This is a genomic window from Nocardiopsis valliformis DSM 45023 (assembly GCF_000340985.1).
Classification (GTDB): domain Bacteria; phylum Actinomycetota; class Actinomycetes; order Streptosporangiales; family Streptosporangiaceae; genus Nocardiopsis; species Nocardiopsis exhalans.
Window position 1 is genome coordinate 73,243 of the sequence record NZ_ANAZ01000011.1, and the last position, 24,809, is coordinate 98,051.

The 24,809-nt window shown below is 71.5% G+C and carries 27 protein-coding genes; 15 read left to right on the forward strand and 12 right to left on the reverse strand.

What is annotated here, in order from left to right; genetic code table 11:
- Nucleotides 1–7: 7 nt before the first annotated feature.
- A complete protein-coding gene (locus D457_RS0112295; RefSeq protein ID WP_017580969.1) occupies nucleotides 8–622 on the forward strand; it encodes a TetR/AcrR family transcriptional regulator in 615 nt (204 codons plus the stop codon).
- A gap of 111 nt (nucleotides 623–733) precedes the next feature.
- Here the strand turns inward: D457_RS0112295 and D457_RS0112300 are convergent, their stop codons facing one another.
- The 4 genes from D457_RS0112300 to D457_RS0112315 are packed head-to-tail and all read right to left on the reverse strand — an operon-like array spanning nucleotide 734 to nucleotide 4,565.
- Entirely contained in the window at nucleotides 734–1,945 is a 1,212-nt protein-coding gene (locus D457_RS0112300; RefSeq protein WP_017580970.1) for an acyl-CoA dehydrogenase family protein, read from the reverse strand.
- A gap of 6 nt (nucleotides 1,946–1,951) precedes the next feature.
- Nucleotides 1,952–2,995, reverse strand: coding sequence for a phosphotransferase family protein (locus tag D457_RS0112305; protein WP_017580971.1), 1,044 nt, complete (start codon nucleotides 2,993–2,995; stop codon nucleotides 1,952–1,954).
- On the reverse strand, nucleotides 2,992–3,813 hold the full coding sequence (locus tag D457_RS0112310; RefSeq protein ID WP_017580972.1) for an SDR family oxidoreductase: 822 nt from the start codon (nucleotides 3,811–3,813) through the stop codon (nucleotides 2,992–2,994). The genes D457_RS0112305 and D457_RS0112310 overlap by 4 nt, the downstream gene beginning before the upstream one ends.
- Nucleotides 3,810–4,565, reverse strand: coding sequence for an SDR family oxidoreductase (locus D457_RS0112315; RefSeq protein ID WP_017580973.1), 756 nt, complete (start codon nucleotides 4,563–4,565; stop codon nucleotides 3,810–3,812). Before D457_RS0112315 ends, D457_RS0112310 begins: the two co-directional genes overlap by 4 nt.
- A 96-nt stretch (nucleotides 4,566–4,661) precedes the next feature.
- Between D457_RS0112315 and D457_RS0112320 the strand changes: the two genes are divergently transcribed.
- Nucleotides 4,662–5,009, forward strand: a complete 348-nt coding sequence (locus D457_RS0112320) for a GNAT family N-acetyltransferase (RefSeq protein WP_338043051.1) — start codon at nucleotides 4,662–4,664, stop codon at nucleotides 5,007–5,009.
- 44 nt (nucleotides 5,010–5,053) lie between these two features.
- Nucleotides 5,054–5,236, forward strand: coding sequence for a hypothetical protein (locus tag D457_RS0112325; RefSeq protein ID WP_017580975.1), 183 nt, complete (start codon nucleotides 5,054–5,056; stop codon nucleotides 5,234–5,236).
- A 152-nt stretch (nucleotides 5,237–5,388) separates the two neighbouring features.
- Here D457_RS0112325 and D457_RS0112330 read toward each other — a convergent pair whose 3' ends face one another.
- Entirely contained in the window at nucleotides 5,389–6,348 is a 960-nt protein-coding gene (locus D457_RS0112330; protein WP_017580976.1) for a quinone oxidoreductase family protein, read from the reverse strand.
- Nucleotides 6,349–6,503: 155 nt separating this feature from the next.
- Nucleotides 6,504–7,835 (reverse strand): LURP-one-related/scramblase family protein, encoded by a 1,332-nt coding sequence (locus D457_RS0112335; RefSeq protein WP_017580977.1) that lies wholly within the window; start codon nucleotides 7,833–7,835, stop codon nucleotides 6,504–6,506.
- Between the two features lie 236 nt (nucleotides 7,836–8,071).
- On the opposite strand from D457_RS0112335, the gene D457_RS0112340 reads away from it, so the two are divergent.
- A complete protein-coding gene (locus tag D457_RS0112340; RefSeq protein WP_017580978.1) occupies nucleotides 8,072–9,574 on the forward strand; it encodes a carboxylesterase/lipase family protein in 1,503 nt (500 codons plus the stop codon).
- Nucleotides 9,575–9,790: 216 nt separating this feature from the next.
- Nucleotides 9,791–10,474 carry a GTP pyrophosphokinase gene (locus D457_RS0112345; protein ID WP_086002198.1) on the forward strand — a complete coding sequence of 228 codons (684 nt, stop codon included), beginning with the start codon at nucleotides 9,791–9,793 and terminating at the stop codon, nucleotides 10,472–10,474.
- Here the strand turns inward: D457_RS0112345 and D457_RS37015 are convergent.
- The 3 genes from D457_RS37015 to D457_RS0112360 all read right to left on the reverse strand — a co-directional run bounded on the left by D457_RS37015 (nucleotide 10,452) and on the right by D457_RS0112360 (nucleotide 11,576).
- Entirely contained in the window at nucleotides 10,452–10,709 is a 258-nt protein-coding gene (locus D457_RS37015; protein WP_017580980.1) for a hypothetical protein, read from the reverse strand. The two genes, D457_RS0112345 and D457_RS37015, sit on opposite strands and share 23 nt — an antisense overlap.
- A 194-nt stretch (nucleotides 10,710–10,903) precedes the next feature.
- A complete protein-coding gene (locus D457_RS0112355; RefSeq protein WP_017580981.1) occupies nucleotides 10,904–11,365 on the reverse strand; it encodes a Clp protease N-terminal domain-containing protein in 462 nt (153 codons plus the stop codon).
- A gap of 7 nt (nucleotides 11,366–11,372) precedes the next feature.
- Nucleotides 11,373–11,576, reverse strand: a complete 204-nt coding sequence (locus D457_RS0112360) for a hypothetical protein (RefSeq protein ID WP_017580982.1) — start codon at nucleotides 11,574–11,576, stop codon at nucleotides 11,373–11,375.
- A 186-nt stretch (nucleotides 11,577–11,762) separates the two neighbouring features.
- Here D457_RS0112360 and D457_RS0112365 point away from each other — a divergent pair, with 186 nt between their 5' ends.
- From D457_RS0112365 to D457_RS32425, 7 genes are read left to right on the forward strand one after another with little or no spacing between them, the layout of a single operon-like run.
- Nucleotides 11,763–12,266, forward strand: coding sequence for a 2Fe-2S iron-sulfur cluster-binding protein (locus D457_RS0112365; RefSeq protein ID WP_017580983.1), 504 nt, complete (start codon nucleotides 11,763–11,765; stop codon nucleotides 12,264–12,266).
- Nucleotides 12,263–13,252, forward strand: coding sequence for an FAD binding domain-containing protein (locus D457_RS0112370; RefSeq protein ID WP_017580984.1), 990 nt, complete (start codon nucleotides 12,263–12,265; stop codon nucleotides 13,250–13,252). The genes D457_RS0112365 and D457_RS0112370 overlap by 4 nt, the downstream gene beginning before the upstream one ends.
- Entirely contained in the window at nucleotides 13,249–15,336 is a 2,088-nt protein-coding gene (locus tag D457_RS0112375) for a xanthine dehydrogenase family protein molybdopterin-binding subunit (RefSeq protein WP_026116578.1), read from the forward strand. The genes D457_RS0112370 and D457_RS0112375 overlap by 4 nt, the downstream gene beginning before the upstream one ends.
- Nucleotides 15,337–15,348: 12 nt before the next feature.
- Nucleotides 15,349–16,326, forward strand: a complete 978-nt coding sequence (locus D457_RS0112380) for an acyl-CoA dehydrogenase family protein (RefSeq protein WP_017580986.1) — start codon at nucleotides 15,349–15,351, stop codon at nucleotides 16,324–16,326.
- Between the two features lie 25 nt (nucleotides 16,327–16,351).
- Entirely contained in the window at nucleotides 16,352–17,089 is a 738-nt protein-coding gene (locus D457_RS0112385) for a PIG-L deacetylase family protein (RefSeq protein ID WP_026116579.1), read from the forward strand.
- The gene (locus D457_RS0112390; RefSeq protein WP_017580988.1) at nucleotides 17,086–17,706 is read left to right on the forward strand and encodes an SAM-dependent methyltransferase; all 621 of its coding nucleotides are present in this window, start codon (nucleotides 17,086–17,088) and stop codon (nucleotides 17,704–17,706) included. The genes D457_RS0112385 and D457_RS0112390 overlap by 4 nt, the downstream gene beginning before the upstream one ends.
- Nucleotides 17,703–18,446, forward strand: a complete 744-nt coding sequence (locus tag D457_RS32425; protein WP_017580989.1) for a glycosyltransferase — start codon at nucleotides 17,703–17,705, stop codon at nucleotides 18,444–18,446. The genes D457_RS0112390 and D457_RS32425 overlap by 4 nt, the downstream gene beginning before the upstream one ends.
- Here D457_RS32425 and gvpK read toward each other — a convergent pair.
- The 3 genes from gvpK to D457_RS0112410 form a co-directional block, all read right to left on the reverse strand.
- Nucleotides 18,382–18,588, reverse strand: coding sequence for a gas vesicle protein GvpK (gene gvpK / locus D457_RS32430; protein WP_017580990.1), 207 nt, complete (start codon nucleotides 18,586–18,588; stop codon nucleotides 18,382–18,384). The genes D457_RS32425 and gvpK overlap by 65 nt on opposite strands.
- 268 nt (nucleotides 18,589–18,856) lie before the next feature.
- Complete coding sequence (locus tag D457_RS0112405; protein ID WP_039831229.1) at nucleotides 18,857–21,316, reverse strand: Tex family protein; 2,460 nt, start codon at nucleotides 21,314–21,316, stop codon at nucleotides 18,857–18,859.
- Between the two features lie 268 nt (nucleotides 21,317–21,584).
- Nucleotides 21,585–21,932 carry a hypothetical protein gene (locus D457_RS0112410; protein WP_017580992.1) on the reverse strand — a complete coding sequence of 116 codons (348 nt, stop codon included), beginning with the start codon at nucleotides 21,930–21,932 and terminating at the stop codon, nucleotides 21,585–21,587.
- Nucleotides 21,933–22,117: 185 nt separating this feature from the next.
- On the opposite strand from D457_RS0112410, the gene D457_RS0112415 reads away from it, so the two are divergent.
- From D457_RS0112415 to D457_RS0112425, 3 genes are read left to right on the forward strand one after another with little or no spacing between them, the layout of a single operon-like run.
- Nucleotides 22,118–22,837 (forward strand): ArsR/SmtB family transcription factor, encoded by a 720-nt coding sequence (locus D457_RS0112415; protein ID WP_017580993.1) that lies wholly within the window; start codon nucleotides 22,118–22,120, stop codon nucleotides 22,835–22,837.
- Nucleotides 22,838–22,872: 35 nt separating this feature from the next.
- A complete protein-coding gene (locus D457_RS0112420; RefSeq protein ID WP_017580994.1) occupies nucleotides 22,873–24,288 on the forward strand; it encodes an MFS transporter in 1,416 nt (471 codons plus the stop codon).
- Nucleotides 24,285–24,758: an MFS transporter gene (locus D457_RS0112425; RefSeq protein ID WP_017580995.1), complete on the forward strand. Its 474-nt coding sequence runs from the start codon at nucleotides 24,285–24,287 to the stop codon at nucleotides 24,756–24,758. The genes D457_RS0112420 and D457_RS0112425 overlap by 4 nt, the downstream gene beginning before the upstream one ends.
- Nucleotides 24,759–24,809: the final 51 nt, after the last annotated feature.

Sequence of the window (24,809 nt, forward strand, 5' to 3'; positions counted from 1 at the left end):
GCAGGACATGGCACGAGGACAGCGGACGGCCGAAGCCGAAGCCGGGCGCGGTTCGGTGCCCGAACGCCTCTTGCGCGCCGCGACGAGGCTTTTCGCTGAGCGGGGTTTCGAGAGCACCTCGGTGCAGGAGGTCGTGGCTGCCGCCGGGGTCACCAAGGGCGCCATGTACCACTACTTCGGGTCCAAGGACGACCTGCTCTACGAGGTCTATGGCCGCGTCCTGCGCATGCAGACCGAGCACCTCGTGGAGATCTCCTCCCGCGACGTTCCCGTCGCCGAGCGCGTCCACGCGGCCGCGTGCGACGTCATCGTCACCAGTATCGCCAATCTTGACGACAGCAAGATCTTCTTCCGGTCCATGCACCAGCTCGCTCCGGAGAAACAGCGCAGCGTGCGCGCCGAACGCCGCAAGTACCACGAGCTCTTCCGGTCCATGGTCGAGCAGGGGCAGAGCGAAGGGGTCTTCCGCTCCGACGTACCCGCCGACCTGGTCGTGGACTACTTCTTCGGCTCCGTGCACCACCTGGGCACCTGGTACCGCCAGGACGGGCAACTCACCGGCGACGACGTCGGCCGCCACTTCGCCGACCTGCTCATCGCGGGCCTGCGCCCGCAGCCCTGACCCGCAAGGGCCCGAACCGCACCGCGAACACGAGAGAGGGACCGGGGCACCCACTGTCCCGGTCCCTCTGGTTCGTGCCGCTTCGCTACGCGACAGCGCCTTTCGAGTCCTCTACGCGTACTTACGCAGCTCCGCGCGGGCCAGGGAGCGCAGGTGCACCTCGTCCGGGCCGTCGGCCAGGCGCAGCGAGCGCACGCCCGCCTGCCAGCCCGCCAGCGGGGTGTCCTGGCTGACCCCGGCGGCGCCGTGGGCCTGCACGCACTTGTCCAGGATCCACTCCACCGTGCGCGGGGTGGCGATCTTGATCGCCTGGATCTCGGTGTGCGCGCCCCTGTTGCCCACCGTGTCCATCAGGTAGGCGGTCTTGAGCACCAGCAGGCGCAGCTGCTCGATAGCCACCCGGGCCTCGGCGATCCACTCGCGGACCACGCCTTGCTCGGCCAGCGGACGGCCGAAGGCCACCCGGTCCAGTACCCGCTTGCAGGTCAGCTCCAGGGCCCGCTCGGCGACACCGATGGAACGCATGCAGTGGTGGATCCGGCCAGGGCCCAGCCGGGCCTGGGCGATCGCGAACCCCTCGCCCTCTCCGCCGATCAGGTTCTCCGCGGGAACGCGCACATCGTCGAAGAACACCTCAGCGTGGCCGCCGTGGTCGCTGTCGTCGTAGCCGAACACGCTCATGCCGCGCCCGATGCGCAGCCCGGGGGTGTCACGCGGCACCAGCACCATGCTCTGCTGCCGGTGCCGTTCGGCGTCGGGGTCGGTCTTGCCCATCACGATGAGGATCTCGCAGGCCGGGTTGAGCGCCCCGCTGATGTACCACTTGCGCCCGTTGACCACGTACTCGTCACCGTCGCGGACGATGCGGGTGGTGATGTTGGTGGCGTCGGAGGAGGCCACCTCGGGTTCGGTCATCGCGAAGGCGGACCGGATGCGTCCGTCCAGCAGCGGCTCCAGCCACCGCTTCTTCTGTTCGTCGGTGCCGAACATGGTCAGCACCTCCATGTTCCCGGTGTCCGGGGCCGCGCAGTTCAGAGCCACCGGTGCCAGGTGGGAGCTGCGTCCGGTGATCTCGGCCAACGGGGCGTACTGGAGGTTGGGCAGCCCGCCGTGCTCGGGGTGACCGGCCAGGAAGAAGTTCCACAACCCCTGTTTGCGGGCCTCGGCCTTGAGGTCCTCGACCACCGGCGGGATCGCCCAGGGGTCCTCCCGCTCCGCCAGCTGGGCGGCGAACACCGGCTCGGCGGGGTAGACGTGTTCGTCCATGAAGGCCAGGAGCCGCGCGCGCAGCTCCTCGGTCCGGGTGTCGAAAGCGAAGTCCATCGGTCCTCAGTCCTCCTTGAGCATGGTGTGGGCGCGCTGTACCAGCGGGGCGACGACGTCGCCGATCCCGTCGAAGCCGGCGCCCACGGTCAGTCCCCGGCTGTGCCGGAAGTGGATGCCCTCGGCGATCACCGCGAGCTTGAAGCAGCCGAAAGCCACGTACCAGCCGAGTCGGGACACGTCCCGGCCGGTCGCCGCCGCGTACATCTCCACCAGCTCGGGGGAGGAGGGGAAACCCTCGGCCGAGGTGGCCGGTCCCGAGCCGCCGATGACCGGCTGCTCCCGGTAGACGAGCATCAGTCCCAGGTCCACGAGGGGGTCGCCGAGGGTGGCCATCTCCCAGTCCAGTACGGCGGTGAGCCGCCCGTCGTCGGTGACCAGCACGTTGTCGAGCCGGTAGTCGCCGTGCACGATCGCGGGCGCGCCCTGCTCGGGCAGCATGGCCGCCAGTTTGTCGCGCAACTCGTCGATCCCGGGGATGTCCCGGCTGCGCGAGGCCTCCAGCTGCTTGCTCCAGCGGCGCACCTGGCGTTCCAGGAAGCCTGCCGGACGGCCGAAGTCGCCCAGGCCCACCTCGGCGGGGTCCACCGCGTGCAGGTTGCCCAGGGTCGTGATCAGCCCGTCGGCGACCTTGCGCACGCCCTCCGTCCCGAGCGGGGCGATCTCGTCCAGGGTGCGGAAGGGCGTTCCCGCCACGTGTTCCATGACGTAGAACGGCGCGCCGAGCACCTCGGTGTCCTCGCACAGCACGTGCGTGTGCGGTACCGGCACGGAGGTGTCGCGCAGCGCGGTCATCACCCGGTACTCGCGGGGCATGTCGTGGGCGGTGGCCAGCACGTGCCCCAGCGGCGGGCGGCGCACCACCCAGGAACCGGTGCCGTCGGTGACCACGTAGGTCAGGTTGGACTTGCCACCCGCGATCACCCTCCCGCGGAGCGGCCCCGAGACCAGCCCGGGCAGCTCGCGGTCCAGGTAGGAACGCAGCCGCTCCAGGTCCAGTCCGGGTAGTTCGGCGTCGGAGGGTTCGTCGCCGGAGAGTTTGTCGCTCATGCCTGCTCCTCCGCGCCGAACACCTTGGCCTGGAGGCGCCGCATCCCGGCCAACCAGGCGTCGGTGTCAGCGGCCCGGGCCGCGTAGTAGTCAGCGACCTGGGGGTGCGGCAGGATCAGGAAGCGCCCGTCGGCGAGCCCTGCCATCACCGCGTCGGCGACCTCCTCCGGCGTGATGGCGTCCCCGGCCAGGATGGCCTGGCCCTCCGACCCGCTGTCGTCGAGCATGTTGGTGCGCACCCCCAGGGGGCACAGGCACTGGGTGGTGATGCCCCGGTCCCCGTAGGTGGCCGACATCCACTCGCCGAAGGCCAGGGCGGCGTGCTTGGTCACCGAGTAGGGTGCGCTGCCGAGCATGCTCAGCAGACCCGCCGCGGACACGGTGGTGAGCAGGTGGCCGCGGCCGCGCTCCAACCAGCCCGGGACGAGCTCGCGGGCCGCACGCACGTGCGCCATCACGTTGACCTGCCAGGACAGGTCCCAGTCGGACTCCAGAGCTTCGGGGCCGCCGCTCACGGCGACCCCGGCGTTGGCCACGTAGAGGTCGATCCCACCCAGGTGCGCCCCGGCCTCGGCGATCAGGGCGGTCACGCCGGCCTCGCCGGCGGCGTCCCCGGGCACGGCGATCCCGCCGATCTCCGCGGCCACGGCCTCGGCGGCGCCCGCGTCCAGGTCGTTGACCACGACCCGTGCCCCGGCACCGGCCAGGCGGCGGGCGATCGCCGCGCCGATCCCGTTACCGCCGCCGGTCACCACTGCTCCGACATCCGTCAGCTGTGTGCCTTTCGGCTGCGTGTTCTTGAGCTCCACGTCGGTCACACCCCTCCGGTCAGGGTGACGCCGCCGTCCAGCACCAGGGTGCGGCCGGTGACCCACGCGGCGTCCTCGGAGAGCAGGAAGGCGACCGCGCCCGCGACGTCCTCGGGCAGGCCCAGGCGGTTCAGCGGGTAGGCGGCGGCGACCTTCTCCTCGCGGCCCTCGTACAGGGCCTCGGCGAAGCGGGTCTTGACCACGGCCGGGGCGACGCCGTTCACCCGGATGTTCGGCCCCAGCTCGACGGCGAGCTCCTCGGTGATGTGGCTGAGCATCGCCTTGGTGGCGCCGTAGAAGCCGATCCCGGGGGCGGGCTTGATCCCGGCCACGGAGGAGACGTTGACGATGGCGCCGCCGTGCTCGGCCAGCCAGGCCTTGTAGACCTTCTGCACCCAGGAGATCGCGGAGAGCGCGTTGACCTCGAAGATCTTGCGGGCGGCGTCCAGGTCGAGGTCGACCATGCGCCCGTAGACCGGGTTGATGCCGGTGTTGTTGACGAAAAGGTCGACGCTGCCGAAGGCCTCCAGGGTGGCGGCGATCGCCGCGTCCTGGTGCTCGGGGTCGTCGGCGCGGCCGGGGATCCCGATGGCGTGCTCGGGGCCGCCGAGGGCCGTCACGGCTTCCTGGAGGGGCTCGGGCTTGCGCGCGGTGATGCACACGCGAGCGCCCTCGGAGACGAGCCGTTGGGCGATGGCCAGGCCGATGCCGCGGCTGGCACCGGTGACGATGGCGGTGCGCCCGTCGAACCGCGAAGTCATACGTACTCCTTAGACCGACTGGTCGGTATGTCACGGAGACTCTATGTCCGCCAGGGCGCGTGCCGCAAGGGGGACGCGGGCAGGTCAAGGGCGAGAATGGCTCGGACGCGGGCGAGGCCGCCCGTGCCCTACAGCTGTACCCCACACCCAGGAGGTTCCGGCATGGCAACCGAGGTCACCGACATTCCCGACAGACGCCGATACGAGGTCAGGGCCGACGGCGAGGTCGCCGGGTACGCGGAGTACATCCTGACTGAAGGCCTCATCACCTTCACCCATACCGAGATCGACCCGGCCTTCGAGGGGCAGGGGATGGGCAGCACCCTGATCCGCGAGGCGCTGGACGACGTGCGCACCCGTGAACTGGCTGTCCTTCCACTGTGCCCCTTCGTCAAGGGCTGGATCCAGCGACACCGCGACTACGCGGACCTCGTCTACCAGTGATCGGTCATGCAGACGGGGCGAGTGAGTGAGCAGGAGGCGCGAACGTGAGTGTCGACTACGGGCGTGAGATCGCCTTCGGGGTCTTTCCCTCCCCTGACGCCGGGGTGGAGGCGCTGCGGCGGACCTGGGCGGTGATCGAGGCCGCCGACTCCCTCCTGGCGGAGATGGAGCTGATCCGGCTGGAGTGGGCGGACCAGCGTTCGGTTCGTTTCGAGGGCGAGCACTAGCGGCTCGCAGGGGGCGGTCCAGGTCAGGCCCCGCGCCGTCCGTGGTTTCTCCGTTCCGGGTGGCCTTACCGCCACCCGGAACGGAGAAGCCGGACAAATGCAAATCTACTTCGTAAAGGTGGGCGTTCTGAGGGCGATGGCCTATCGGAAAACTACAGCGACGGGTCGAGGGTCAGCTTGCCGACCGTGCCGCGGGACCGCAGGTCCTCGTGGGCTCGGCGGGCCTCGGCCAGAGGGTAGGTCTGCCCGAGAATCGGCCGGAGACTGTCCTCGGCGACCATCGTGAAGAGCTCGTTCATCGCCTGACCGACCACGTCTCCCGGCAGCAGGAAGGCGTGTGGCAGCCACATGCCGCCCACGGTGGTCGAGAAGCGCATCAGGTTGGGCAGCTTCACCGGGGAGGGCAGCTCACGCGAGGCCATTCCGTAGAAGCCCAGCCGTCCGAACGGAGCCAGCGCCCGGATGCTCTCGTCGGTGACCCGGCCGCCCACCATGTCCAGGATGATGTCCACCCGGCGGCCCTCGTTGGCCTCGATCAGCGCGGCGGTCATGTCGGGGGCGGCGGAGTCCACCACGGCGTCGGCGCCCAGTTCCAGGGCGAGCTTGCGCTTCTCCTCGGTGCTGGCCACCGCGATCACGCGGCCGGCGCCGAACTGCTTGGCCAGCTGGACCGCGAGCGTGCCCACGCCGCCGCCCGCGGCGTGCACCACGACCGACTCGCCGGGGGAGATCCGGGTGGTCTTGCGCAGCAGCAGCCAGGCCGAGGTGCCCTGGACGATCAGGGCCAGGGCGGCCACGTCGGAGACGCCGTCCGGGATGTCGTAGGCGAGGTTGGGGTCGACGGTGGCGCGCTCGGCGTAGCCGCCGCTGCCGCTGAGCAGGCCCACGACGCGGCGGCCGTCGGCGGTGTGCCCGGCGACCTCGCCGCCGGGGACCATGGGCAGGCTGGAGGGGGCCAGGTAGCTGTTCTCGGCCTGGTGCGTGTCGGCGAAGTTCACCCCGATCAGGGAGACGTCGAGGAGGAGTTCGCCCTGGCCCGGCTCGGGGTCGGGGAGTTCCGTGGGTACGAGGACCTCGGGTCCGCCGAACTCGGTGATCTGGATGGCGCGCATGGTGGACCTTCCTGGTGGTCGGCTGTGGAGGGGAATCATACCGACCGGATGGTATGCGTAGTGGGCGAGGGCCCCTCGTCCGTGAAGCGCTGGACGGGGGCCCGGATGTGACGCTGGTGAAGCTGCCCGCGGGTGGGGCCTATCCGCTGATGTGCCTACCTGCGGCGGCGGCTGCTGCCACCGCCGGACCGACCGCCACCGGAGCGGCCGCTGCTGGACCGACTACTGCTGCTGGAGCGGCTGCTGAAGCCGCCACCGGAACGGCTCGCCCCGCCCCGTGAGGACGTGCTCCGCGAGGACGACCGGCCCGAAGCGGACGTGCCGCGCGAGGCCGAGCTGGACCGTGAGGTCGACGTGCCACGGGAGGACGAGGTGCCCCGCGAGGAGGAGGCGGATCGCGAGGAAGAGCCCGAGGGGCGGTTGATTCCCGAGGACGAACGCAGGCCGCCACTGCCGCCACTGCCGCCGGTCATCCCGTCCCTGGCGCGCCTGGCCGTCGTGCCCTGGGAAGCATCGCGCTTGAGCCTGGCCGCTCGGGAGGTACCGCCACCACTCTGGGCGCGTCCCTGACGCTCACGGCGGGCCGCCGCCCCGGTGGAGGGGGCCTCCGACCGTGACGCGAACCCCGCCCCGCCGCGGCGTTCCACCCGCGGTGTGCGGTTGACCCGGGGTGCGGGCGCTTCCGAGCGGGAGGAGAAGGTGCGGTATCCGGCCCGGGAGCTGGTCGCGCGTTGGCGGACGGGGACGTAGCCCCGGCGGCGCACCGGCTGCCAGGTGTGGACCACCAGCGGCGGACGCCTGCGCCGGGTGGCGACGTAGCCGCGCCGGGGGTGGTGCCAGTGGTGGCGGGGCTGGTAGCCGTACTCGGGGTAGCGGCCGAAGTCGGCGTAGTTGGAGTGGTAGAACTCCGGCTCGCGCTCGTGCAGCAGGACGTCGATGGTGATGGCCGCGCCGATGACCAGGCGGCGCAGCGGCCAGGGCAGGTCGTAGGCGAACTCGAGCGCGTAGCGGTCCTCGGTGGTGAAGAACTGCCCGCCCAGGCCGGGGTGCTCCTTGCCGATCCGGGCGATCTCGACCCCGGCGTGGTCCAGGACGGTGAAGTCCCAGCCGTTCCAGTCGCCGCGGATCTCGGCGACGGTGTGGCCGCGGGGGTCGTTGAGCCGGAAGCGGGAGCCCATGAAGGAGCGGTCCTGGACGATGCTGCCGTAGGGCTCGTTGTGCGGGCCGCTCACGTGGATGTAGGGGCGGCCCCGGTCCCAGGGCTTGTCCAGGGTCAGGAGCGGGTGTCCGTCGGGCGCGTAGATCGTGAACCGGTGCGGTAGCTGGGAGCTGCGCCGGTGCGTGTTCGACCACGAGGTCATGTGCTCGTTCACGTACGCCAGCGGCTGACCGGCCTCGCTGAGGACTTCGTAGTGTCCCTCGGAGGAGAACAGGCGGCGGGGCTGTTCGACCAGCAGCACAGGGGCGGTAAACAGGGGTGCGTGCATGTGGGGCCTTTCCGGCGCTGTCGCCCGGCCGGGCGGCGGGGTCGGTGGGGTTCGGGCCAGTGGGGGTCAGGACAAGCAGGCTCAGGCGGGGAGGGATTCAGGAGAATCCAGCTGAAAACCTATCGTCTGGCTTCGACGCCCGCGCCCCTTTCCCGGTTCCAGTTCCCGGCTGAGTCTTGCGCGGGCAAACCTAACGATGTTAGGTGGATGGAGCGCCGATCCCCAAGGAGGAACACGTGGACGCCGAGTACATCGTGAGGACCGCGAACGGACCGGTTCGCGGTACCGTCTCACCCCGCTCACAGGACGGGCGGATCGTGGTCCACCGGGGCATCCCCTATGCCGCCGCGCCCTTCGGGGAGCACCGCTTCGCCGCACCCGCGCCCGCCACCGCCTGGGACGGGGTCCGCGACTGCACCGAGCCCGGCCCGCCCGCACCCCAGGGCACCCAGCTCATCGGAGCCGTGCCCTGGAGCCCGGACACCTCACTGGAATGCCTGGTCCTCAACGTCTGGTCCCCGGCAGCCGCAGGCGGTTCCGCCCCGGTCCTGGTATGGATCCACGGCGGCGCCTACATCGTCGGTTCCGGTGACGGGGCGGTCTACGACGGCACCCGTCTGGCCGAGACCGGGCTCGTCGTGGTCAGCGTCAACTACCGCCTCGGTTTCGAGGGCTTCGGCCATGTCCCGGGACGCCCCGACAACCGGGGCCTGCTCGACCAGATCGCCGCCCTGCGCTGGGTGCGCGACAACATCGCCGCCTTCGGAGGCGATCCCGGCAACGTCACCGTCGCCGGTGAGTCCGCCGGAGCCGGTTCCGTGGTCTGCCTGATGGCCTCGCCCGAGGCCGACGGGCTCTTCCACCGCGCCGTCGCGCACAGCGTCCCCGGCGACATGATCACCGTTGACACCGCCCGCCTGGTCTCCGAGGGCGTGGCCAAGGCCGCAGGTGTGCCGCTGGAGGCCGAGTCCCTGGCGGCCCTGGCCCCCGAGAAGATCCTGGCCGCCACCGACGAGGTCCTCTCCGGCAGCGGAAGGACGGGTAAGGGCGTGCGCACCAAGGCGTTCACCTGCTACGCCCCCGTGGTCGGCGGCCCCGAGCTCCCCGAACCCCCGCTGGATGCGGTCGCCCGTGGCGCCGCCTCCGACGTGGCGCTCCTCGTCGGCCACAACACCGACGAGTACCGGCTCTTCACCGAGCTCGGCCAGGAGGTGGAGATCGAAGGAGACGAGGCCCTCACCGTCACCGCCGGCCGCCTGGGCCTGGGGGAGGGGGCGGTGGAGGCCTACCGGTCCATGTACCCCGAGGCCTCCCTGCGGGAGCTGTTCAACAAGATCAGTGGCGACGCCCTGTTCTGCGAGTACTCCGTCCGGTTCGCCGAGGCGCACGCGGCGGCGGGCGGCAGCGCGTACTTCTTCCGGTTCGCCGCGCAGAGCCGCACGATGGAGGGGCGCCTGGGCGCCTGCCACGCCTTCGACCTGCCCTTCGCCTTCGGCAACCTGGACAGCGACCTGGCGGTGTTCCTGTGCGACGGCGAGCCGGACGAGGGCTACCAGGGGCTGGCCGAACGCATGGTGGGGGCCTGGAGCGCCTTCGCGGCCACCGGCGACCCGGGGTGGCCCGCAGTCCGGCCGGACGCGACGGTGGTGCGGGTCTGGGACATCGAGGACTCCCTGACGGAGGGTGACGCGACCGCGGTGCGCGCCCTGTGGAAGGGCGTGCCCCTCAGCCCCAGGTAGGGCCTCCGAGCACCCCTGCGCCCCGGCCCTCCGTAGTTCGGGGCCCGGTGCGGCAGCCCCCGTCACACGATGCTTCTCGCTCCCGAAGGTACCTGTCACCAGGCTCGGTAACATGCAGTTACGGGGATCGGTACTGGTGTGACGGGGGTTGTTTTCGTGGTGGATGACGTGCCGGAGGCGTTGCTAGCGGCCCGCGACGATGTGGCGCGGTTTCTGATGTCCTACAAGTTCGCCATCGACACCGTGATGGCCAAGGTCAACATCCTCAACGAGGAGTTCCGCTACACCCACGACCACAACCCGATCGAGCACGTCAGCTCCCGGCTCAAGACCCCGGCGAGCATCATGGAGAAGGCGCAGCGGCGCGGGGTGCCCTTCGACCTCAACGCGATCCGCGGGGCGATCCTCGACATCGCCGGTATCCGGGTGACGTGCAGTTTCGTCTCGGACACCTACTCGATCCGGGACATGCTGACCGGGCACGAGGACATCAAGGTGATGGAGGAGCGCGACTACATCCGCTCTCCCAAACCCAACGGCTACCGCAGCCTGCACCTGCTGGTGGAGACCCCGGTGCGGATGTCGGACCGGACCGTGGACGTGCCGGTGGAGATCCAGATCCGCACCATCGCGATGGACTTCTGGGCCAGCCTGGAACACAAGATCTACTACAAGTACGGCAAGTCGGTCCCCGAGCGCCTGTTGGACGAGATCCGCGAGGCGGCCGAGACCGCCAACCGGCTGGACGTGACCATGGAGCGCCTGCACGGCGAGGTCCGCGAGCAGGGGGACCGGGCCAAGACCACGCTGCCCGGGCCGGAGGAGCTGCGCAAGCTGCCGCTGGCCGAAGAGCTCCTGCGGGCGCTGGCCGACCGGGTCAACTCCGAGCGCTCCGACTGACGAGCGGGGCGAAGAAACCAGCGAGGGCGTCAGCGACCCGTCCGGGCCGGCCATCGTTGTCCGCAGCCAGATGAACGAGCCCGCCGAACTCCACCCGCCCGGTGTCGGGCAGGCTGTCCTCAAGGGCGTCCAGCGCCTCGCGGAGGTAGCGGGCGCTGCGGGAACCGCCGAGCAGGAGGACCTGGGCGCGTACGGTCGCGGCGGCCCCGGCCAGCCCGGCGGACTCGCGCGCCATCCGGGCGTCCGCGCAGGTCGGGCAGGTACACGGTGAACCGGTCGCTGAGCGCGGAGCCGAGCCGCAGCAGGTTGTGCGAGGACGTCATCGAACCGTGCCAGAGCACGGTCGCCGGTCCGCCGCCCAGTCGCCGGTAGCCGATGACGGTGCTGTCGCGGGAGGTCGCCGAGCCGGTCTCGTGCACGGGGGCGCGGTCATCGGGTCTGCTCCTCGAGCCGCGCGCGGACCGCGTCCCGGTCCACGTCCAAGGCGTGCAGGAGGGCGCACACCGGATCGGGGCGTGTGCGGTTCAGCAGCCCGCGCAGGACGTGCCCCAGGCCGATGCTCTCCTTCCCGGCCTCGGTGCGCAGCCCTTTGAAGACCGCTTTGGCGGCGGGGGTCAGGGGCAGGCGGTCGCTGGCCCGGCCGGGCAGGACCGGGCCGGGGGAGCGGGGCGTGATCCCCAGCGCTGCCAGGGCCTGCCCGTCCAGGTGCTCCAGCGCCCGGCGGGCGACGGTCAGTTCCACGCCCAGCGCCCGTGCCGGGGTCGAGTCCGCGTCGTGCAGGAGCGCCAGCAGTACGTGTTCGGTGCCGACCTTGCGGTCGCCGCGGAGCAGGGCTTCGGTGTTGGCGTCCAGGTAGACCTGGCCCAGGCCGGTGCGTGTTCGGGCTGCCATGGCTGACTCACCTGCCGTACTTGGCGTGGATGGACTGCCGGGTGACCCCGAGGGCGTCGCCGATCTGCTGCCAGGACCAGCCCGCCCGGCGGGCGGCGGCCACCTGGTTGGCCTCGACGCGTTCGGCGAGGCGGCGCAGGGCCAGGGCGGCGCGCAGGCCGGTCTCGGGGTCCTCGGTGGTTTCGGCGGTGGGTGAAGAAACCGTGCTCATGGTGTCAGTTTGAACTGACACTCCCGGGCGTGTCAAAGCAAACTGACACCTTGGAGTGGGGGCGTCCTTCCCCCGTACAGGGCAAGGCCGGGCAAAACCGGGTTTCGGTCAGCTCACACCGGGTTAGGCGAGGGGAGTACAAGGGGCCGGCCCGGGGCCGGGAAGCGTCGAGGAAGGTCGTCACCGGTGGAGACCACCATCACCCTGCACGTGGACGGTACGGAGCACACGCTCACCGTCGACACCCGAACCACACTCCTGGACGCACTACGCGACCGACTGGAAGTGACCTCGCCCAAGAAAGGCTGCGACCACGGCCAGTGCGGTTCCTGCACCGTCCTGTTGGAGGACCGCCGGATCCTGGCCTGCCTGGCCCTGGCGGTCGCCCACGACGGCGCGCGGGTGAGAACGGCCGTCGGGCTGGCGGACGGGGGAGAACTCCACCCGGTCGCCCGGGCGATGATCGACCACGACGGCTTCCAGTGCGGCTACTGCACCCCCGGGCAGGTCTGCTCCGCCGTGGGGATGCTGACCGAGGCCGAGGCCGGGTGGCCGAGCCACGTCACCGACGACCTGACCGCCGCCGTCGAACTCGACGACGCCGAGATTCGCGAGCGCATGAGCGGCAACCTGTGCCGTTGCGGTGCCTATCCCAACATCGTCGCCGCCATCCGGGAGGTGTCCGGGTGAGGCCCTTCGACTACGTGCGCCCCGCCCACGCCGACGAGGCCGTAGCCGCGGTGGCCGCCGACCCCGGCGCCCGATTCCTGGCGGGCGGCACCAACCTCGTCGACCACCTCAAACTGGGCCTGACCGAGCCCACCGCCCTGGTCGACGTACGCGACGCCGTCGACGCCCGGGTCCAGACCCTGAGCGACGGTGGGGTCAAAATCGGCGCTGGGGTCCCCAACAGCGAACTGGCCGCCCACCCGGAGATCCGGCGGCGCTACCCGATGCTCAGCGCCGCCCTGCTGGCCGGGGCCTCCGGGCAGCTGCGCAACATGGCCACCACCGGCGGAAACCTGTTGCAGCGCACCCGCTGCGTGTACTTCCAGGATGTCACCACCCCCTGCAACAAACGCGAACCCGGGGCGGGCTGCTCGGCCCTGGACGGGCACGGCCGCGACAACGCCGTCCTGGGCGCCTCGGAGTCCTGTGTGGCCACCCATCCCTCCGACATGGCGGTCGCCCTGTGCGCCCTGGAGGCCAGGGTCAGGGTCCTGGGCCCCGACAGTGAACGCGTCCTGCCACTCGAGGGCTTCCACCGGCTGCCCGGCGCGACCCCGGAACGGGACACCGTCCTGTCCCACGGCGAGCTGATCACCGCCGTCGAACTCCCGCCCCCGCCCACGGGCGCGCGCACCGCCTACCGCAAGGTCCGCGAACGCGCCTCCTACGCCTTCGCGCTGGTCTCCGTGGCCGCACTGGTCCAGGTGCGTGACAGCCAGTTCACCGACGCGCGCATCGCCTTCGGCGGACTGGCCCACGTCCCCTGGCGGGCCCACCGGGCCGAGGAGATCCTGCGCGGCAGGCCCGTGACGGAGGAGTCCTTCCAGGTGGCGGCCGACGCCGAACTCGCCGAGGCGCGCACCGGCCGCGACAACGCCTACAAGGTGCCGCTGGCGGTCAACACACTCGCGTCAGTCCTGCGCGAACTCACCGAGGAGTCCCGATGAGCACACCACGGCCCCCGGCGGTCGGCGCACCGATGGCCCGTCTCGAGGGCCGAGCCAAGGTCACCGGTACCGCGCCCTACGCCTACGAGTACCCGACCGCCGAACCCCTGTACCTGCACCCCGTGCTCTCGACCGTGGCCCGGGGGAGGATCACCGCCGTGCACACCACCGAGGCCGAACTCCTCAAGGGCGTGCACGCGGTCCTGACCAGTGAGAACGCGCCGCGACTGGCCGACACACAGGATCTGGAGTTGGCCGTCCTCCAGAGCGAGGAAGTGTCCTTCCGGGGTCAGATCGTCGCCGCGGTCGCGGCCCAGACCCCCGAGACCGCGCGGGAGGCGGCCGCACTGGTGGACGTGGACTACGAGGAACAGTTCCATGACGCGGTCCTGCGCCCTGACCACCAGGACCTGTACACACCCGACGAGGCCGGCACCGGGGCGCCCGCCGACACCCATCAGGGGGACCTCGACGCCGCCCTGGCCCGGGCCGTGGCGGTGGTCGACCAGACCTACCGCACACCCCGGGAGCACAACAACCCGATGGAGCCGCACTGCACGGTCGCGTTCTGGGAGACCCTTCCCGACCGGCTCACGCTGTACGACTCCACCCAGGGCACGCACACCGTCCGGGCGGCGATGGCCACCGTTTTCGGCCTGCCCCCGGAGAACGTGCGCGTGGTGGCGCCCCACGTCGGCGGAGGCTTCGGTGCCAAGGGCGCGGCCAAAGCCCATAACGTCCTGGCCGGGCTCGCCGCCCGCGCCCTGCCCGGCCGCACCGTCAAACTGGCTCTCACCCGGCGGCAGATGTTCAGCCTGACCGGCTATCGCCCGCCCACTGTCCAGCGGATCCGGCTGGGCGCCGACTCCGGCGGCCGCCTGGGCGCGCTGGCGCACGACTCCACCGAGCTGACCTCCCGGACCAAGGAGTACGCGGAGATGAGCGGGCTGTGCTCGCGGGTGATGTACGCGGCGCCCGCGCGCGCCACCTCGCACCGGCTGACCGCCCTGGACGTGCCGATCCCGTTCTGGATGCGCGCTCCCGGCGAGGCACCCGGCATGTTCGCGCTGGAGACGGCCATGGACGAGTTGGCCCAGGCCTGCGGGATCGACCCCGTCGAACTGCGCGTGCGCAACGAACCCGAGACGGAGCCCGAGACCGGGCGGCCGTGGTCGGGTCGCCACCTGGTGGAGTGCCTACGCGAGGGGGCCGAACGCTTCGGCTGGCCCGGGCGCGACCCCTCGCCCGGACCGCACCGGGACGGCCAGTGGCTGGCGGGCACCGGGGTGGCCTCGGCGGTGTACCCGCGCCTGACCAACCCCGGGTCGGTGGCCGAGATCGAGTACGGTGCCGACGGCCGCTACACGGTTTCCATCGGCGCCGCCGACATCGGCACCGGCGCCTGGACGGTGCTGACCCAGATCTCCGCCGAGGCGCTGGACTGCCCCGTGGACCGGGTGCGGCTGCGGATCGGCGATTCGGACCTGCCCAAGGCCACCGTCGCGGGCGGCTCCTCGGGGACCTCCTCGTGGGGGACGGCCGTCCACGCCGCCGCCCGCGCCTTCCGGGAGGAGCACGGCGACGAGCCCGAGCCGGGGGCGCGCACCCGTGCGGCGGCGCCGGAGAACCCGGACCTGGAGCGCTACGCGATGTACTCGTTCGGCGCGCACTTCGCCGAGGTGCGGGTGCACGCGGACACCGGGGAGGTACGCGTGCCGCGGATGTTGGGCGTGTACTCGGTGGGGCGGGTGATCAACCCGCGCACGGCACGCTCGCAGTTGGTGGGCGGCATGGTCATGGGGCTGTCGATGGCCCTGCACGAGCACGGTGTGGTGGACCCTCGCTTCGGCCACGTGGTCAACGGCGACCTGGCCGGGTACCACGTGGCCGCCAACGCCGACGTGGATCGGGTGGAGGCGCACTGGCTGGAGGAGACCGACCCGCACCTGAACCCGATGGGCGCGGCGGGGGTCGGCGAGATCGGCATCGTGGGGATGCCCGCGGCCATCGCCAACGCCGCCCACCACGCGACCGGCGTGCGGGTGCGCGAGCTCCCGCTGACCCCGGACCGCTTCCTACGCTGATCGGAGGGGATCATGCACGGACACGGGGCCCGGGTCGCCGAGGAGCTCACGCGGGCCGTCGAAGCCGGGGAACTCGACCTTCCACTGCCAGGTGCGGGGAACACCCGGGAGCGCTGGCGCTGCTTTCGTGACCTTGCCGAACGCGACCTCTCCCTGGCCCGGCTGGCGGAGGGGCACACCGACGCCGCCGCGATCCTGGCCGAACTGGACGCTCCGCCGCCCGAACCCGGGCAGGTGTGGGGGGTGTGGGCCGCGCACCCGCCCGGCCCCGTCCTTCGAGCGGTGCCCTCCAACGGGCGGTGGATCCTGCACGGCACCAAACCCTTCTGCTCGGGCGCGCACACCTGCACCCACGCCCTGGTCGGTGCCGAGACCGAAGCGGGCCAGCGGCGGCTGTTCGCAGTGGACACCGGCCGGACCGCACCGGTCCCGGACACGTGGGCCAGTGCGGGCATGGCGGACAGCGACACCCTGACGGTCACCTTCGACGACGTGCCCGCCGATCCCTTGGGAGCTCCCGGGGCCTACACCGAACGGCCCGGATTCCACCACGGCGGGGCGGGCGTGGCCGCGTGCTGGTTCGGCGGCGCCCTGGCCCTGACCGCGCCGCTGGCCGCGCGCGCCGCCAGCGACTCCGCTGACGCCCACACCCGTACTGCCTTCGGGAGGGCCGACCGCGATCTGCACGCCGCGGGCGCGGTGCTCGAACTGGCGGCGGAGGAGATCGACGCCGACCCGCTGGACGGCAAGGGACAGGCGGCCCTGCGCGCCCGACGCGTGCGCGCCGTGGTCGCGCGCGCCTGCGGCGACGTCCTGCGCGGCACCGGTGAAGCGCTGGGCGCGGGGCCGCTCGCCGCCGATGCCCGCTATGCCCGGACCGCAGCCGACCTAGCGGTCTACCTGCGCCAACACCACGCCGATCGTGACCTGGCCGCCCTGGGCGGCGAGGCCGCAGGAGAGGAGGGGAACACATATGGCCTCCGACGGTGACACACGAGTTGACACACAAGAGGACGTGCACCCGATCGACGCCGAGGGCACGCCGGAGCGGCTCTGGCGGGGGTGGGGCGCCCTGGAGGCACTGCCGACCCTGGACCTGAGCGGAGCCGCGCGGGCGGTGGTGGTCGCACCCCATCCCGACGACGAGACCCTGGGCTTCGGCGGCGGCATCGCCCTGATGGCCGCCCAGGGCACCGACGTCACCATTGTGGCCGTGACCGACGGCGAGGGGTCCCACCCTGGCAGCAACGTGCTGACCAGGGCGGGGCTGGTGGCCGCGCGGGCGGGGGAGCGCGGGCGCGCCCTGTCGTCCCTGGGCGCGCGCGGTGTGGACATCGAGCGGCTGGGTATTCCGGACGGGCAGGTGGCCGCGCACGAAGGTGAGCTCGCCGAACGCCTGGCCGACCTGTGTGCCGAAACCGACCTGTGCGTGGCCCCCTGGGAGGGCGACCTACACCCCGACCACGAGGCCACGGGACGCGCCGCCCGCGCCGCGGTCCGGGACCGGGATACGCGGTTGCTCTCCTACCCGGTGTGGATGTGGCACTGGGCCCGCCCTGGTGACGACGCGGTGCCCTGGTCGCGGGCGTACCGGATCGACCTCACGCCGGAGGTCGTTCACCTCAAGGAGAGCGCGCTCGGTGCGTTCGTGACCCAGGTGTCCCCTCTCGGCGGGCTCCCCGAGGACCGGGCGGTCCTGACCCCGGACATGCTCGCCCACTTCTCCCGCGACCACGAGGTGGTTTTCCAGTGAGCGTCAGTGACGCGTACTTCGACGCCATGTACGCGGGGTCATCGGACCCTTGGGGGTTTCGTAGCCGCTGGTACGAACGGCGCAAACGCTCACTGACCCTGGCCGGCCTGCCCCGGGAGCGGTACGCGCGCGCCTTCGAGCCGGGGTGCGCGATCGGGGTCCTGACCCGGGGGCTGGCGGACCGGTGCGACGAACTCCTGGCTTGGGAAGGCGCACCGGAGGCGGCGGCGCGGGCCCGAGCCGACCTGGCCGACCTGCTCCACGTGGAAGTGGCACAGGCCAGGGTGCCCGGCCGGTGGCCGCGGGGGGCCTTCGACCTCGTGGTCCTGTCCGAGCTGCTCTACTACTTCGACGACCGCGACCTGGACACCCTTCTGGAGCGGTCCTTGGACTCGCTCGGTGCCGGGGGGACGCTGGTGGCCGTGCACTGGCGGCACCCGGTCGACGACCACGTCCGCTCCGGGGACGACGTACACCGTGTGATCGCCGCGCGGGCCGCGCGGGGCGGGTTGGACCGGACGGTGCACCACGAGGAGCGGGACTTCCTGCTCCAGGTGTACGAGGCCGCCGGAGACGGCAGACCTCGATCCGTGGCCGAGCGGGAAGGGCTGGTGTGACCGGCGCCGTCGCCGTGGTGGTCCCGGCGCACGACGAGGAGTACTCGATCGTGTCCTGTCTGCGCGCGGTGCGGGCCTCGCTGAGCCTGAGCGGAGTGGCCGCGCGGCAACGCCACGTCGTGGTGGTGGCCGACGACTGCTCGGACGCCACCGCGGCCCTCGCCCGCGGGGAGGGCGCGCACGTCGTCGAGGTGGCCCACCGCAACGTGGGCGCCGCCCGTCGTACGGGAGCCGCGCGGGCACTGGAGCTGGTCCGCCCCCGGGAGCTGGAGGAGGTGTGGCTGGCCACCACCGACGCCGACACGCTGGTCCCCGCGCACTGGGTGCCCGCACAGCTGACCCTGGCCCGGGTGGCGGACGCGGTGGTCGGCACCGTGGAGGTGCGTGACTGGTCCGAGCGCCCGCCGTGGCTGGCCGAACGCTTCGCCCGCTCCTACCCGGTGGCGCGGCCGTACGGGCATCCCCACGTGCACGGCGCCAACCTCGGGGTGCGCGCCTCGGCCTATCTGGCCTGCGGCGGGTTCCCCGCGCTGGCCCGCTCGGAGGATCACGCCCTGGTGACCGCGCTGGTCGCCGGGGGCTACCGGGTGAACCGCCCGCGCGGCCTGACGGTGGTGACCTCCGCCCGGCGGGCCTCCCGGGCGGCCGGAGGGTTCGGCGACCACCTGAGCGGGATCAGCGGTCCGGGCCTGCCTCGGAACGGGGCAGGCCCGGACCGAGAGGCCCCAGGTCCAGGTTGAGGTCGCCGAACGTCGGGCCGTAGCGCTCGCGGAGCTCGGTCATCCGGTCCTCCAGCAGCATGAGCGTCACGCCGATGCGCTCCTCCTGCCAGCTCTCGTCGTCGAGGCCGTACACGTATCTCTCCTGGGGCTCCTCGTTCATGTCCGTCCCCTTCCGACGACGCCCCGGATGAGCGACTGTCGCTGGATCTTCCGGGTGAAGAAATTTTCGGGACTGTCAGATCCGAGGCGGTGACCTGGGAAAACCGAGGTCCATCCTTGTCACGCCGCTGTTCAAATCCCCCTCGGCCAAGGGCGGATCGAAACTCTCCGTGTTTGGCGGGAACGGAGTGTGCGTGGTTTCGGCACGAGAAAACGGAGGGGGCGCGCGGCCCCCTCCGTCTCGTGGTCCTACGGGTTGTTGCTTGTCGTTACTTGCCCAGACCGGCGCGGCGCAGCGCGTCGGCCATCGCTCCCGAGGGCGCCGGAGCGCTGTCGCGTCCGCCGTTGCCGCGACCGCCGCGGTTCTGGCCCCCGTTGCCGCCGTTGCCACCGCCACGGCGCTGCTCGCCGCCCCGACCGCCGCGGCCACCTCCGCCGTTGCCGCGCTCACCGCGGCCGCCACCCCTGCCGCCCTGGTTTCGGCCGCCCTGGTTTCGACCACCCTGGTCCTGGCCGCCGGGGGCGGGGGTCTCGTCGTCCAGGCGCATGGTCAGCGAGATCCGCTTGCGCGGGATGTCGATGTCCTGCACCTTGACCTTGACGATGTCGCCCGGCTTGACGATGTCGCGCGGGTCCTCCACGAACTTGTGCGAGAGCGCCGACACGTGGACCAGCCCGTCCTGGTGAACGCCCACGTCCACGAACGCGCCGAAGGCGGCCACGTTGGTGACCACCCCCTCCAGGATCATGCCCTGCTCCAGGTCGCTCAGCTTCTCCACGCCCTCCTTGAAGGTGGCGGTGGTGAAGGCGGGACGCGGGTCGCGGCCGGGCTTGTCCAGCTCGCTGAGGATGTCGGTGACGGTCGGCAGACCGAACTTGTCGTCGACGAAGTCCTCGGGGCGGATGCCCGACAGCGCCTTCTTGTCACCGATCAGCGAGGGCAGGTCGGTACCGACTCGGTCCAGGATGCGCCGCACCACCGGGTAGGCCTCGGGGTGCACCGCGGAGGCGTCCAGCGGGTCGTCGCCGTTCGGCACCCGCAGGAAGCCCGCGCACTGCTCGAACGCCTTGGGGCCCAGCCGCGGCACCGAGAGCAGGGCCTCACGGGTACGGAAGGGGCCGTTGGCGTCGCGGTGCGAGACGATGTTGCGGGCCAGGGTCGACGTCACACCCGACACCCGGGTCAGCAGCGGCACCGAGGCGGTGTTGACGTCCACGCCCACACCGTTCACACAGTCCTCGACCACGGCGTCCAGCGAGCGCGACAGCTTCGACTCCGCCAGGTCGTGCTGGTACTGGCCCACGCCGATGGACTTGGGGTCGATTTTGACCAGCTCGGCCAGCGGGTCCTGCAAACGCCGGGCGATGGAGGCGGCCCCGCGCAGGGACACGTCCAGGTCCGGCAGCTCCTCGGAGGCGTAAGCCGAGGCCGAGTAGACCGAGGCACCCGCCTCCGAGACCATCACCTTGGTCAGCTTGAGCTCGGGGTGGCGCTTGATCAGGTCGCCCGCCAGCTTGTCCGTCTCACGCGAGGCGGTGCCGTTGCCGATGGCGACCAGCTCCACGTCGTGCGCGGCGCACAGCCGGGCCAGGCTGTCGATCGACCCGTCCCAGTCACGGCGCGGCGCGTGCGGGAAGACGGTGTCGGTGGCCACGACCTTGCCGGTGGGGTCGGTGACAGCGACCTTCACCCCGGTGCGCAGGCCCGGGTCCAGGCCCAGGGTGGCGCGGCTTCCGGCGGGGGCGGCCAGCAGGAGGTCGCGCAGGTTGGCCGCGAAGACGTTGACGCCGTCGTCCTCGGCCTGCTGCCACAGGCGCATCCGCACGTCGATGTCCAGGCGGACCAGGATGCGGGTGCGCCAGGCCCAGCGCACGGTGTCCTGGAGCCAGCGGTCGGCGGGGCGGCCCCGGTCCACGATTTCGAAGTGGGACGCGATGGCGTTCTCGTAGGTGCTGCGCGGTACGGTGCCGTCGGCGCCCGCCTCTGGGGTCTCCTCCGGCTCCAGGTTGAGCGTGAGGACCTCCTCCTTCTCCCCCCGGTACATGGCCAGGACGCGGTGCGAGGGGAGCGCGGTCAGCGGTTCGGAGAAGTCGAAGTAGTCGGCGAACTTGGCGCCGGCCTCCTCCTTGCCCTCGCGAACGGTCGAGCCCAGGCGGCCCTTCTCCCACAGGCGCTCGCGCAGCGTGCCGGTGAGGTCGGCGTCCTCGGCGAAGCGCTCCACCAGGATCGCGCGGGCCCCGTCCAGGGCGGCCTTGGTGTCGGCCACGCCCTTGTCGGCGTCAACGTAGGCGGCGGCGACCTCCTGCGGGTCCTGGTTCGGGTCTTCGAACAGGCCGTCGGCGAGCGGTTCGAGACCGGCCTCGCGGGCGATCTGAGCCTTGGTACGGCGCTTGGGCTTGAAGGGGAGGTAGATGTCCTCCAGACGGGCCTTGGAGTCGGCCGCGTTGATGCGGGCCTCCAGCTCGTCGTCCAACTTGCCCTGGGAACGGATCGACTCCAGGATCGCGCTCCGGCGTTCGGCCAGTTCACGCAGGTAGCGCAGGCGTTCCTCGAGGGCGCGCAGCTGGGCGTCGTCCAGCGCTCCGGTCGCCTCCTTGCGGTACCGGGCGATGAAGGGCACGGTCGACCCGGCGTCGAGCATGTCGACGGCGGCACTGACCTGGTGCGTGCCCACGCCGAGCTCCTCGGCGATGCGCTGGTCGATCGTGGGTGTCACAGGGGTCGTCACGAGTAAACGTCCACTCTCTGGCTGTTCGGTGCGCGGACATTCTCGCGATGCGCGCGGGCGTTGTCACCCCGGCGCGTCGCTGTCCGCACTTCCAGGTTCCCGCACGATAGCCGGTGCTCGGTCCCGGGGCGGGTCGGAGAGGGGGATCGAAGCGGGACGGTGCTTCGGCCCTGGCGGGGTCTGGTCGAGGTTCACCCGGGGCTTGCTCTGTTCGGACCGGAGCTGGTCGGGCGGGGCCCGGACAGGGGTGGGCGAGGGCTGGCAGGGATCAGGGGTTGGTGCCGTCGAGGTAGTCCGGGGCGTAGTACTCGTCTACGGGCATCGGGCCGCGGTAGCCCTGGCACATGCACTGGCGGTAGGTGGAGTTGGCCTGGCCGGTCCAGCGGCCGGGGATGACCACCTGGGTCTGGCAGCGCTTGGTCTCCTGGTCGTGGAAGACCAGGTTGTGGCCGCAGCCGCAGACCGGTTGGGGGGTGCGCTGCCCCTGAGGCGGGATCTGGGGTGCGGCCTGGTGCTGCTGGAGTTCCCGCCTGGCCTCGCGGTGGGCGGTGCGCCGTCCCGCGAAAAAGCTCACGGCCGCGATCGCCGCCCCGATGACCATGAAGAACGGTTCCATGCGGTGACACCCTCCTCTGCACCCCGGGGCTCCGCATCGCCGCGGACCCGTGTCCATTGTCGCCCATCGGACGGTTTTCCAGGGGGTGGGGTTCCCCGGGAGTCCTGCACCCGGCGCCGAAAGTTTCCCAGAGAAATCTTTGCAAAGTTATTTTTGCAAAGAAGTCTTTGCAGTATGGTTCTGGCATGAGCGAAGAGGAAGAGACCGAACAGGCCACCCCGAACCCCAAGCCGATGGAGGTCGGGGCCGAGGCCCTGCGAGGGTTGGCTCACCCGCTGCGCGCCCGGATCCTGAACGAACTCTCCGTTCAGGGGCCTGCTACCGCCACCATCCTGGGCAAACGGCTGGGGGAGAGCAGTGGCTCCACCAGCTACCACCTGCGTCAGCTCGCCCGGTTCGGGTTCGTCGAGACCGATCCTGAACGCTCGGGCGGCCGCGACCGCTGGTGGCGGGTCCGCCCCGGCGGCTGGCACATGAGCGGTACGCGGTTCCTGCGCAGCCCCGCCACCCGCGAGGCCGCCGAGATCGTCCTGGACGGCTACTACCGCGGACGCCAGGAACGAGCCGAGCGCTGGCGGCGCGTCACCCGGGAGCACGCCGACTCCCCGAAGGTGCGCCGCTGGAGTGAGGCCTACCAGGACTCGGTCTCCCACCTGCGGCTGACCCCCGAGGAGGCCGAGGAGTTCGCCGGGGAGATCAACACATTGGTCCGGGAATGGGCGCGCCGCTTCCAGGACCGGACCGCCCAGAGCCACCCGGACACGGAGCCGGTGGAGCTGCAGACCGACCTCTTCCCCAACCTCACTGACCTCACCGCCCCCTCCGACCTCCCTGAACGGGAGACGGATCCGGGTGAGAACCGCGAAGACACCGGCCCCGATGACGCGGGCGATCCTCCGCAGTAGAGGCCACCTGAACCCACCCCTCTCAGGAGCACCACTTGACCACCGCGACACCACCCGTATCCGCAACCGCGTCCGGCAACCAGCGCCTCGGCGGTGCCTTCCACCGCTTCTGGGGCGCCGGGCTCTTCACCAACCTGGCCGACGGCATGATCCTCGTCGCCCTGCCGCTGATCGCCGTCACCCTCACCCAGGATCCCCTGCTGGTCGCCGGGCTCACCGCCACCCGCTTCCTGCCCTGGCTGCTGCTGGCCCCGCTGTCCGGCGTGCTGCTGGACCGGGTGCACCGGATGCGCGCCATGGTGGTGTCCAACACCGTCGCCGCCTTGGTCATGGTCGCTCTGATCCTGACCCTGGTCACCGGGAACCTGACCATCTGGGCGCTGTACGCCGCGATGTTCGCGTTGATCTGCTGTGAGACCGTCACCGACCCGGCCAACCGTCTGGCCGTGGTCCAACTGGTCCCCGCCCGCCTGCTCGACCGGGCCAACAGCCGGGTCGAGGGCGGCCGCCTGGTCGCCCAGGACTGCCTGGGCGGACCGGTGGCCGGTTTCCTGTTCGCGGCCGGTGCCGTCGCCCCGCTGCTGGGCATCGCCGGTTCCTACGTGCTGTGCGTGGCCCTGCTGTGCGCGGTCCCCCTGGTCTGGCGCCGCTCCGGGCCTGAGCACAAGGACGCGGACGCGGGTGGTGAAACGGAATCAGCCGGGTCCGAGGGGTTCTGGCGCTCCACCGGTGAAGGGTTCCGGCAGGTCTTCGGAGACCGCATCCTGCGCGGCAACATGCTCTGCAACGCCGGGATGATGGTCGGGGGGAACATGGGCGGAGCCGTGATGGTGCTCTACGCCCAGCAGGACCTCGGGGTCCCCGCCGTGTTCTTCGGGGTCTTCATGATGTCCATGGCGATCGGAGGGCTGGGCGGAGCCCTGGCGGGTGACCGGCTGATCACCCGGTTCGGTCGGCGCGCGGTCGTGCTCGGCGGCTACCTGGGAATGGCCGCCTGTTTCGCGGGAGTGGCTCTGTCCGTGGCGCCCTACACGGCGTTCGTCCTGCTCACAGGGGCGGGTTTTTTCATGGTCGTTTCCAACATCGCGGCCAGTCCCTACTACCAGACCGTGGTCCCCGACCACGTGCGGGGCCGAATCGCCGGGGTCAGCAGGATGATCGGTTGGGGAGTCACCCCGGTCGGCGCCCTGGCGGGCGGGGTGCTCGGCCGGATCGACCTGGCGCTGCCGTTCCTGGTCGGCGGGGTGCTCATGGTCGTCACCGCGCTGCTCGCACGAAGGGTCGTCACCGAGACCGCCCGTCGGGTCGACCTGAGACTGACCGAGATGAACGAGGCGGCGAGCACGGGAGAAGAGGACCCGGAGACAGGCACGGAGGAGCGCGCCGGGGAGACCGGGGACGAGGCGACCGGCTTCGCAGGGGAGAAGACGGCTGAGGGGCGTCAGCGGTGACCAACGCTTCCCGGTCTTCCGTGACCTCCGGCCGGGAACGGCTCGGCGGGGCCTCCCACCGCTTCTGGGCGGCGGGAGTGTCCACCAACTTCGGCGACGGGCTCCCGGCGGTCGCCCTGCCGCTGATCGCCCCCTCGCCCAGGACACTGCTGGTGGCCGGGCTGACGGTGGCCCGCTTCCTGCCCTGGCTGCTGCTGGCCCCGCCGTCCGGGGTGCTGCTGGACAGGGCCGACCGACTACGGGCACTGGTGTCGGCCAACACGGCGGTCGCCGCGACCGTGGCCCTGCTCACTCTGGCCCCGGCCACCGGACACGCCACCGTGTGGATGCTCTGCGCGGCGGTCTCCTACGCGCTGTGTGCGGTGCTGGCCACCACGGTCGTCGTGCTGTGCAACGTACGCGCCATCATCGAGGCCTGGGACCTGTGCGACCGGGCGGTGGCCGAGCAGGGCCCCTCGGAACAGGAGTGAACCCGGGTTTGCTCCCGGGATCGGCCGGAGCCGACCCGCTTCCGAGGGGCG

Coding starts and splice junctions, on each gene's coding strand:
- D457_RS0112295 (WP_017580969.1), top strand. CDS start 8: ATGGCACGAGGACAGCGGACGGCCGAAGCCGAAGCCGGGCGCGGTTCG.
- D457_RS0112300 (WP_017580970.1), bottom strand. CDS start 1,945: ATGGACTTCGCTTTCGACACCCGGACCGAGGAGCTGCGCGCGCGGCTC.
- D457_RS0112305 (WP_017580971.1), bottom strand. CDS start 2,995: ATGAGCGACAAACTCTCCGGCGACGAACCCTCCGACGCCGAACTACCC.
- D457_RS0112315 (WP_017580973.1), bottom strand. CDS start 4,565: ATGACTTCGCGGTTCGACGGGCGCACCGCCATCGTCACCGGTGCCAGC.
- D457_RS0112320 (WP_338043051.1), top strand. CDS start 4,662: ATGGCTCGGACGCGGGCGAGGCCGCCCGTGCCCTACAGCTGTACCCCA.
- D457_RS0112330 (WP_017580976.1), bottom strand. CDS start 6,348: ATGCGCGCCATCCAGATCACCGAGTTCGGCGGACCCGAGGTCCTCGTA.
- D457_RS0112335 (WP_017580977.1), bottom strand. CDS start 7,835: ATGCACGCACCCCTGTTTACCGCCCCTGTGCTGCTGGTCGAACAGCCC.
- D457_RS0112345 (WP_086002198.1), top strand. CDS start 9,791: ATGTCCTACAAGTTCGCCATCGACACCGTGATGGCCAAGGTCAACATC.
- D457_RS37015 (WP_017580980.1), bottom strand. CDS start 10,709: ATGGCGCGCGAGTCCGCCGGGCTGGCCGGGGCCGCCGCGACCGTACGC.
- D457_RS0112355 (WP_017580981.1), bottom strand. CDS start 11,365: ATGGCAGCCCGAACACGCACCGGCCTGGGCCAGGTCTACCTGGACGCC.
- D457_RS0112360 (WP_017580982.1), bottom strand. CDS start 11,576: ATGAGCACGGTTTCTTCACCCACCGCCGAAACCACCGAGGACCCCGAG.
- D457_RS0112375 (WP_026116578.1), top strand. CDS start 13,249: ATGAGCACACCACGGCCCCCGGCGGTCGGCGCACCGATGGCCCGTCTC.
- D457_RS0112380 (WP_017580986.1), top strand. CDS start 15,349: ATGCACGGACACGGGGCCCGGGTCGCCGAGGAGCTCACGCGGGCCGTC.
- gvpK (WP_017580990.1), bottom strand. CDS start 18,588: ATGAACGAGGAGCCCCAGGAGAGATACGTGTACGGCCTCGACGACGAG.
- D457_RS0112410 (WP_017580992.1), bottom strand. CDS start 21,932: ATGGAACCGTTCTTCATGGTCATCGGGGCGGCGATCGCGGCCGTGAGC.
- D457_RS0112415 (WP_017580993.1), top strand. CDS start 22,118: ATGAGCGAAGAGGAAGAGACCGAACAGGCCACCCCGAACCCCAAGCCG.